Annotated in this window: 6 protein-coding genes; all 6 read left to right on the top strand. The window is 34.6% G+C overall.

Features of this window, described 5'->3' with window-relative positions; translation table 11 throughout:
• A partial coding sequence (locus AACZ92_RS15840; protein ID WP_339703449.1) for a gliding motility-associated C-terminal domain-containing protein occupies positions 1-1,249 on the top strand: 1,249 nt, incomplete at its 5' end.
• Between the two features lie 49 nt (positions 1,250-1,298).
• Positions 1,299-2,255, top strand: coding sequence for a type IX secretion system membrane protein PorP/SprF (locus AACZ92_RS15845; protein WP_339703452.1), 957 nt, complete (start codon positions 1,299-1,301; stop codon positions 2,253-2,255).
• Positions 2,256-2,264: 9 nt separating this feature from the next.
• The gene (locus AACZ92_RS15850; protein WP_339703455.1) at positions 2,265-4,202 is read left to right on the top strand and encodes an OmpA family protein; all 1,938 of its coding nucleotides are present in this window, start codon (positions 2,265-2,267) and stop codon (positions 4,200-4,202) included.
• A 213-nt stretch (positions 4,203-4,415) separates the two neighbouring features.
• Positions 4,416-5,108 carry a hypothetical protein gene (locus tag AACZ92_RS15855; RefSeq protein ID WP_339703458.1) on the top strand — a complete coding sequence of 231 codons (693 nt, stop codon included), beginning with the start codon at positions 4,416-4,418 and terminating at the stop codon, positions 5,106-5,108.
• Positions 5,109-5,262: 154 nt separating this feature from the next.
• The gene (locus tag AACZ92_RS15860; protein WP_339703461.1) at positions 5,263-5,952 is read left to right on the top strand and encodes a hypothetical protein; all 690 of its coding nucleotides are present in this window, start codon (positions 5,263-5,265) and stop codon (positions 5,950-5,952) included.
• 1,179 nt (positions 5,953-7,131) lie between these two features.
• Entirely contained in the window at positions 7,132-7,476 is a 345-nt protein-coding gene (locus AACZ92_RS15865) for a hypothetical protein (protein ID WP_339703464.1), read from the top strand.
• Positions 7,477-7,543 lie beyond the last annotated feature (67 nt).

Here is a 7,543-nt window from a genome sequence, read left to right on the forward strand (position 1 = left end):
AACCGATGCCTTAATCGATGGTAACATATACTACGCATCATTGACTGATGCAACTAGCGGTTGTGAAAGTGCAGTACGATTAGAAGTAACTATAAACGTAGGGGATGCTCCTACTCCAACTACTGACGAGACTACACAAGATTTCTGTCTAATAGACAATCCAACAGTAGCCGATATAGATGTAAACGAACCAAACGTAACTTGGTACGACCAAGCAACTGGTGGAACAGCTTACGACCCAACCGATGCCTTAATCGATGGTAACATATACTACGCATCATTGACTGATGCAACTTCAGGTTGTGAAAGTGCAGTGCGATTAGAGGTAACCGTAAACGTAGGGGACGGAAGTGATCCTGTAATAACATCAAGCACACAAGATCCTGTTTGTTTAGAAACCACTATTACCTATTCTACAGAACCTGGCAATCAAAATTACTTTTGGACAATAACAGGAGGTATTGTAATGAGTGGCGGAGATGTAACCGACAATACGGTTACCGTACTTTGGGATTCTACGGACAATACTACGGTAAGTGTTTCTTACGATAGTACCAATACTTGTGCCACAGGAGGTACGACAACATTTGTAGAAACTGTTTCAGTTTGCGCCGATATTACCATAGATAAAACAGTAGACAACCCTGAACCTATGATAGGAGAAACAGTAACTTTTACCATTACTGTTGCTAATGCGGGTCCTAATGATTTCACAGATCTTGAAATTTCTGAAGATATGCCTTCAGGGTATGAATTAATAGATTTTACCGCTTCAATAGGCACCTATAATCCTTCTACCTCAATATGGCAGATAGATTTACTTCCTGCTGAAGTTACCGCTACACTAGAAGTTAGAGCGGAAGTTTTAGGGCAAGGAGATTATACCAATATTGCATCTATTATATCTTCGAACCCAATAGATTCAGATGTTTCAAATAATAGCTCTGAAGTAAGTGTAGACCCTCTTTGCCTTATTGTTTATAATGAGTTTTCACCTAATGGAGATGGTGTAAATGACAATTTTGTTATTTCCTGTATTGAAAATTATTCTAATAACACATTGCAAATTTTCAACAGATATGGATCTGTAGTATTTAAAAGTAATGGATATTCTAATGAATGGGACGGAAGAGCAAACGTAAGCGGAATTTCAAATAAAGGAGAGGTGTTGCCAGCCGGGACATACTTTTATATCCTTGAGATGGATAATATGAAATCAAAAAGCGGATGGGTATATCTCGCTAAATAACTAAGTGAATACATTTAAAAAAAGTATAGAAATTAAATCCCAAATCAAAATGATATATATAGTAACACCCAAAGCAAGAAAGGTAGTACCCTTAGTAAAGCTTTTTATTATTGGCTTAATAAGTTTACTATCCTTTAAAATGACAGCGCAACAAGAAGCACAGTACACCCAATACATGTACAATACGTCTTCTATTAACCCTGCCTATGTAGGCTCGCTAGGAACATTAGATATAGTAGGCTCCTATAGAGACCAATGGACTGGTCTAGATGGAGCTCCTGTAACCCAAAATTTTGGAATTCACAGTCCGCTTAGAAATGATAATATTGGTGTAGGTCTTAATATTCAAAACGAAACCATCGGGCCAGCAAAAGAGTTTAATGCCGTAGCAAACTTTTCATATACCATTCGTTTAAGTCCTTCTACTAAATTAGCTTTTGGTTTGGGCGCTGGAGTGAATTTATATGATGTAGACTTTTCTAAAGGACAGTTTCTAAACCCTAATGATATGCTACTTATGCAGAATATTGATAAAAGAGTTACTCCTATAATTGGTGCTGGTACTTACCTCTATGGAGAAAAGTGGTATGTAGGATTATCGGTACCAGATTTTAAAACAGACGATCTTTATGATAATATGGATCAATCTCTTGCCAAAGAAGAAATACAGTATTATTTAATTGGTGGCTATGTTTTTGACCTTAATCCAATGATAAAGTTCAAGCCAGCTTTCTTGGCTAAATATCAAACCGACTATCCTTTTGTGGTAGATGTTTCTGCTAACTTTTTATACAATGACCGGTTTACATTAGGAGCTTCGTACCGGTATGATGATGCTGTAAGTGGATTGGCTGGTGTTGAAGTGTTTCAAGGCTTCTTCATAGGATATTCGTATGATTATTCTTTAACGGATCTTTCAGATTATAATTCAGGAAGTCACGAAATTGTATTGCGATTTACCTTACCTACAAAATTGAAAAAAATTAATTCACCCAGATTCTTTTAAAGATACATTATGAAACTATTTATACCCCTACTTTTTTTAGTAACGATAAGTACCGGTTTCTCTCAGGGAAAATTAAGCAAAGCCGATCGTTTATTTAAAACGAACGCTTTTAAAGGTGCTGCCACTAATTACAATGATTATATAGAGAATAACGACGATATTAAGTTAGAAACTTTACTGCAAGCTGCAGAAGCTAATTATAACATTCATGAAAATCAAAAAGCTGCTATGTTTTATAAGCGTGCTTTTAGTATGGATTCAAATATGCCCGAAGAGCACCTTACTAGATATGTAAGAAGTTTGCGTAGTACTAGAGAATATGAAACGGCAGATAAAATTTATTTAGATTTTCTTGAAAAGAATACCAATCAAGCTTTAAAGGAACAGTTTATAAAAGAAAGAGACTCCTTTAATGTATTGTTACATTCAGATAAAGAACCTCGATATACTGTAACCAACCTCGGTATTAATACAGAATATTCAGAGTTTGCACCAGTAATGTATAAGGACAGTTTAATTTTTTCTTCTTCTAGGCCTGGGGCTTCTAAAGAGCTATACGAATGGAACGAACAACCTTTTTTAAGTCTCTTTGTAGCCAAAAAAGGTGAAAATGGGGTTATTGAGAGCCCTAAATTGTTTTCAAAACAAATAAAATCTAAGTTTCATGATGCCGCTATTGCTTTCTCACCCAACTCTAATGTAATTTTCTTTACCACAAGCAATACTAAAAAAAGTAAACTTATATTAGATACCGACCGCAACAACCAGTTTATGCTTTATAAAGCAACTATGGAGGACGGTAAAATTACAAACCAAAAAGAGCTCTTTTTTGATAGTAAAGAGTATTCGGTAGGTCATCCTAATGTAAGCCCAGATGGAAAGTATCTATTTTTTGCAGCCGATATGCCAAATGGGTATGGGGAAGCCGATATCTATTATTCTGAAATTTACGAGGACGGTATGCTCTCTGAACCTAAAAACGCTGGTCCTAACATAAACACTTCAGGAAACGATTTTTTCCCTTTCTTAGCGACGGACGGTACCTTCTATTTTTCATCTAACGGTCATGTAGGTTTTGGAGGGTTAGATGTTTATGCGTCCGTTTTCAATAAAGAAAATCAAAGCTTTTCCGAAGTAAAAAACATAGGAAAAGTAGCTAATACTAATTATGATGACTTTTCAATCATCTTTAACCAAGATAATACAGCGGGTTATTTAGCCTCTAATCGTCCTAACGGAAAAGGTGATGATGACATTTATCATTTTACGCGAAGTCCGCTTGCTTGTAACCAAACCATCGCCGGAAATATTAAAGATCAAAAAGACAGTTTAAATTTAGCCGATGTTACAGTAACAGTTAAGGACAGTACCAACACTATTATACAAACACTTATAACCGATAAAGATGGGAATTTTGAAGTTACCATACCCTGTAATAATAAGGTTAGCATTACTGCCGACAAAACGGATTATTTTAAGCAAACTAAAAACACAGAAACTGGTGATAAAGACAAAGGAACCACACCACCTGTAAACTTCATGTTAGAAAAAGCTACCGATATGATTGTGGAAGACGAAGAAGGCTTTGAGAAGATTAAAATGGATCCTATTTATTTTGAATATGATAAAACAGATATAACACCACAAGCGGCTACTGCTTTAGATGGTGCGGTTAAGCTAATGAATTTTTACCCAGATATGGTTATTAAAATTGAAGCTCATACCGATTCAAGAGGATCGGATAGTTATAATCTTTCTCTTTCTGATAAAAGAGCAAAGGCAACTCAAGAGTATTTATATTCAAAAGGAATAGCTACTAATAGGATACTTAGTGCAAAAGGATTTGGTGAGTCCCGTTTACTTAACAAATGCTCAAACGGTGTAAAGTGTACTGATGAGGAACACGAAAAGAATAGACGATCTAATTTTATTATTTTAGAAAAATAGGGATACATACATAAACTTCTTATTGAGATTTGGGAGTCACAGTTTATGTATTTGCAACAGGAAAATAATCATAAGTACTTTTTTATGATTTCCTGTTGCTTTTTTTTAATTTATTGCATTTTATCGGTTTTTTTTGTAATTTAATCGAATAAAACTCTCCCATATTAAGAAAGCATAACCTAATTAATTTTTAACAGTTAATGCAACATGCTTATGGACAATAAAATTATTTTATCAACTAACAGGTTTATAGAGTCTACTGGTTTCGGAAAAATTACACATAGCCATAGTGAGCAATTTACCTCGCTGCCCAGAATAAATATATTTAAATCTTTTTTAGGTTTAAAAGAGTTTTTGGTTAAACCAGGGCGTGGCTTATTGCCCCATGTTCACGAGAACATGACAGCTATTTTAGTTCCGCTTAAAGGAATGCTAGCACAAAAATCTAAGAAAAATCCGAATACTGTTATTTCTGAGGGAGAAGTACAATTATTACAATATAGAAAAGGTGATTTGCATATTGAATACAACCTTAATAAAACTAAAAACCTTGACTGTCTAGTATATATGTTATCTTCAAAAAACAAAAATAACCACTCTACAGTATTTAAGTTAAGAAACCAGACAAATACCATTCAAAAAATACTAGAGAGTACGTTAATTAATAACCAAGAAGAGAAAGTACGTTTTTATGTCGCAAATTTTAAACCAAACGTACAGCAAACATTTTCGTTTAAGAAATCCGATAAAGGCATCATTCTTTATATTGTTTCTGGAGAAATTATCTTAAATGAAGAGAATCATACTCTAAAAAAGAATGATACCTACGCTCTTTGGAACAAAGAGACTATTTCTTTTACAACTAGTAAAAAATCAAAGTTTTTTATTTTAGAAATAAGCAACTAGTTATATTAATAACGTATAACTACGGGCAGTGTTAAAAACTAATTGAAACAATGTAAGTGCGGAGTAATTTTTACGTAAAACTACGTATCTCAGTATTATAGGAAATATCTTACCTTTATTGATATAAAAACAAACCTGTATAATTTCCCTCCCCATGCATACCAAAGTAATAACTCATGCCACTAAATATAAAGAAGAGACTGGATATGGACATATGTTCCATAACTTTACTGAAAAAACAACACCCTTAACCAATACAGAAGTTTTTTCCTCTTTTTTAGGACTGAAAGAAATTATTATACGCCCAAACCTAGGTTTACTACCGCATCTACATAAAAATCAGACCTTAATTATTGTAAACTTAAGTGGTACGCTTGCGCAACGATCTATTTTAAACGAATCGACCATAATTCCTAAAGACACCATTCAGCTAATCGAATATAAAGAAGGCTCCCATTTTGAATATAATATGGATAAAAGTACGACCATTCATTGTCTTGCTTTTATACTCACTTCAAAAAACGAAAAAAACATTTCAGAACTGTTTACACTAAGCTCCGATAAAAACAGGTTATCAATGGTATTCGAAAACAGTGTTACTAACACTAAAAAACAGACTATTAGTTTTTACCAAGGAGTTTTTGATAAAAACAAAACTAAAACATACCACTTTGGCCCTATTAAAAGTGGTTTTATATGCTACCTTTATTCTGGTGAATTACTACTGGAGCATAACGTAGTATTAAAAGAGAAAGATACCGTGGCACTGTGGGATAAAAATTCACTTTCTTTTACCGTAACTCAAGATTCAAGGTTTTTTATTTTAAAAATTTCAGACATTTAGAGTAAATCCTACGCTTTTTTATTTTGTTAGTAGAATCCCTAACCATAGTTAAATACAAATCACTTCCATAACTTAGTAAAACACCACTCCCTTAGTATACAGCAAGATAAAAAGTACCTAAAAGGAAATTTCTTGATTAAAAGTACTTCCCCTACCAAGTCAAATATTTAATCAAATTACCATTTGGCAGTAGTTTTCTTCAACTTTACCCCTAGTTTCCTTCGACTTTTATACGTAAAATGGGGCCTCATGTCGAAGAACACTCGAAGAAAACTCGAAGAAAACTGGGACAAAACCCAAAGGAAGCTTGGTTGTGGTTTGTGTAAAAACAGGGGGAAATATTATTTTAATCTTAATAATATATCCGTTCATTTTTTCCAAATCTAATTCTAGGCATGCCTTGCCTACTTACCAATAGATAAATTCTTGTTTAAAAATTTCCGGTTATGGCCTATCGAAACGGTATCGTAAAATTTGAAATGAGTGTGCCGTTAAGAATTTTAGGCTGTGTGAGCATTCCTAAGCGTTCACCCGAGCAAAAATAACAAAGCGAGTTCCTAAAATTTAGGCACCGAATGATGAATTTAGATACCGTTTCGTAAGCCTAGATTTTTTTGGTTACTTTTTTCAGCAATGGAAAAAAGTAATATATAAATCATGTAGCTTAAACAGCAAAAAACACCCTACCCATTTGCAAATTAGGGTCATACCTATTATATTAGCCGTTCCCCTTTATATAATCTAACTAACTTAACCGTATGGGAACACTACAAAATGGCCTCATGGGAGGCTTCTCTGGAAAAGTAGGTCCGGTCGTGGGCGCTACTTGGCGAAACAAGAACATTATACGCTCGGCACCGCAACTTTCTAACAAACCCCGTAGCTACATACGCCCCTGCGTTACATACCTTTTATTTTTTTGAAGCCTGTGCCGAACGCCAAGACACCACCGTACAACTTACGATACCACCCGCATTTACCCAACAAAACCTACAGCTCTGGGCGACCTTTACCGCCCAAGCCAAACATCCTACCGCAGCGACCAGTTGTTATGTTGGGGAAGTGAATGGGTAAGGAATTAAAATATTTGGGTATATTTGGGGGAGTTACTCCCTTGTTATATAAAATATAAACGCAATTGTATTTATACCCATGTTGTAGCCAATTTAAAACTCACGAATGAAAAAATTCCTCAGACTAACCTTATTTCTTATCATTCTGACCAATGTTTTCATTGCTTGCAGTAGTGGAACGGACTTCAATTCTGAGAAATGGAAGAATTGGAAAGAATCCGAAGCCGAACTTTTCTTGCGTTGGGATATGAGGGAAGATTTGGTAAATAACTATGACTTAATAGGAATGTCGACTGAACAAATCATCGACCTTTTAGGAGAACCTGAGAATTGGAATGAAAAAGAGTTAAGATATTACTTGGGATCCTCCCGACGCGGAATAAATACTGGATCCTTAATATTGCAGATAAAGAATGACACAATAACGGATTATGAAATCTGGCATGGATAAAAAAAACTGGCTACAACAAAGAACTGAGGTAAAAAACAACTTTTTTATCTATTAATTTTCGACACTA

It is taken from the genome of uncultured Marixanthomonas sp., from assembly GCF_963974425.1.
Classification (GTDB): domain Bacteria; phylum Bacteroidota; class Bacteroidia; order Flavobacteriales; family Flavobacteriaceae; genus Marixanthomonas.